We start from the raw sequence: 2084 nt of genomic DNA on the forward strand, positions 1-2084 counted from the left end.
GGGTGGACGAGCGCCGCGACGGGCGCGGCCTGCCTTACTACTGGCTGCGCTTCGGTCGCGAGCCGGTCGAAGGCAAGAAGGGCACCGATCTCCATGCCATGCGCAACCGGCTGGTGTCGGTGACGCCGTTGCAGCTCGACCTTACCGCTCATGAAATTCGCGACCAACTGACCAAGGCGCTCGCATGAACCAGCCGATTTCAGTCGACGACCGCGAAGGTTTTGCCGCCTTCCTGCTGCGCCTGCGCGGCCGGGGGTCGGCGCCGAAGCCGCTGATTGCCGCCTTCGAGGCGACGCCGCGCCGTGGCTTCCTGTCCGGCCAGTTCCATTCGCTCGCCTGGTCGGACGGCATGCTGCCGATCGAATGCGGCGAGGCGATCGAGGGCGCCGACCTGCAGGCCGCGGTACTCGCGGCGCTTGGCATCGAGCCCGGCAACCGCGTGCTGGAGATTGGCACCGGGACTGGCTACACGGCGGCGGTGATGTCGCGGCTGGCGTCGCGCATCGTCACCATCGACCGTTACAAGACGCTGACCGAGCAGGCCAAACAGCGCTTCGAGGCGCTCGGCATCGGCAACGTCATCGTCCGCCAGGCGGATGGCTCCAACGGATTGCCGAATGAAGGGCCGTTCGACCGCATCGTCGCCTGGGCGGCCTTCGACAGCCTGCCGCGTTTCCTGCTCGACCAGTTGTCGAGCGGCGGTGTGGTCATCGCGCCGATCGGCCCGGAGGAGGGCGAGCAGGTGCTGGCAAAGCTCACCAAAGTCGGCAGCCGCTTCGAGCGCGAGGACATCGGTATCGTCAGGCTGCAGCCGATCCTGCGCAGCGTCGCCTCGGTTATCTAACCCTCCTCGAATATTTTAAGAAAATTTTCGCCGGATTCTAAGGGGTTAACCGGCCAGTAACATTAACGCGCTTTAATCATGACCAGTTTGTACCGGGTCTGTGCGGGTTAGTGCGATGCAATTCAGTGTTTTGAAGGCAAACGGACGCAATCTGGCGCGTGGCTGCGCCGTCCTCATGATCGCAGGCGCCGCCGCGGGGTGCAGCTCCCAGGTCGCCCGCTTCAATGGTGTCGACGACGTCTTCACCTCGTCGACCAACAATCAGCGCGCCATCATCGACAAGCAGGACGTCGCCCAGCCCTATCCGGGCGATGCGGTGGCGCCGGCGCCTGTCGACGGCAGTCATACCCAGTCGGTGAGCCGCTCCAGCCTCGAGCCGGTTTCGGTGCAGCAGTTGCCGCCGCCGGTGTCACAGCCAGCCCAGGCGTCCGCGGCGAAGCCGGTGCGCACCGCTTCGGAGCCGGTCCTGGCGCCGCCCGCCACGCATGTCGACAGGACGACGACCGGCACCGCCGCCCCGGCGACGAAGCCGTTCAAGGAGGCGCAGCCCGACGCGCCGAAGATGGCGGCCGCCGGCACGCCGCGCGCCACCGAGATCGTGGTCCGGGACGGCGAGACCATCTCCGGCCTGGCGCAGCACTACAAGGTGCCGGCCGACGTGATCATGAAGGTCAACGGGCTGAGCGCGACCAAGGGCCTGAAGACGGGCCAAAAGCTGGTCATTCCCGCCTATGCCTATTCGAGCAAGGAGCCGGCACAGAAACTCGCCGACACCAAGCCCGCCAATGCGCCGAAGCCCGCAAGCGCGCCCGAGAAGATCGCCGTGCTGCCGCAGCAGCCGAAGCTCAAGGACGGCAAGTCGGCCGCGCCGGTCGACGCTAACGCCGCCGCTAGCGGATCGAAGGACGCCAAGCCTGCGACGCAGGTCGCTTCGGCTAAGCCGGCCGGCGCCGGCGGCACCTACACGGTCCAGCAGGGCGACACCCTGTCGTCCATCGCCAGGAAGACCGGTGTCGGCGTCGTGGCGCTGAAGCAGGCGAACGGCATGCAGGACGGCCTGCTCAAGATCGGCCAGACGCTGAAGGTTCCAGCCGGCGGCACCGCGACTGTCGCCGCCGCCAAGCCGGTCAAGGTCGACCCGGTGACGACCGCCACCACTCAGCCGGCCGCGAAGCCGACCGAGACGCTCGCCTCCTACACGCCGCCGAAGAAGGACGCCAAGGTCATCCAGCAGGCCGAG

General features: G+C 67.3%; 2 protein-coding genes and 1 pseudogene. All 3 read left to right on the plus strand.

Going from position 1 to position 2084, the window contains the following annotated elements; translation table 11 throughout:
* Positions 1–188 (plus strand): annotated as a pseudogene (locus EOA33_RS33425) (5'/3'-nucleotidase SurE); the annotation flags it as partial.
* Positions 185–844, plus strand: coding sequence for a protein-L-isoaspartate(D-aspartate) O-methyltransferase (locus EOA33_RS33430; RefSeq protein ID WP_126054205.1), 660 nt, complete (start codon positions 185–187; stop codon positions 842–844). The pseudogene EOA33_RS33425 and the gene EOA33_RS33430, both read left to right, overlap by 4 nt.
* Positions 845–959: 115 nt before the next feature.
* Positions 960–2084, plus strand: a 1125-nt coding sequence (locus EOA33_RS33435) for a LysM peptidoglycan-binding domain-containing protein (RefSeq protein WP_127407562.1), incomplete at its 3' end; no start/stop codon positions are given.

The sequence above is a fragment of the Mesorhizobium sp. M4A.F.Ca.ET.050.02.1.1 genome, assembly GCF_003997725.1.
In the GTDB taxonomy this organism is placed as follows: domain Bacteria; phylum Pseudomonadota; class Alphaproteobacteria; order Rhizobiales; family Rhizobiaceae; genus Mesorhizobium.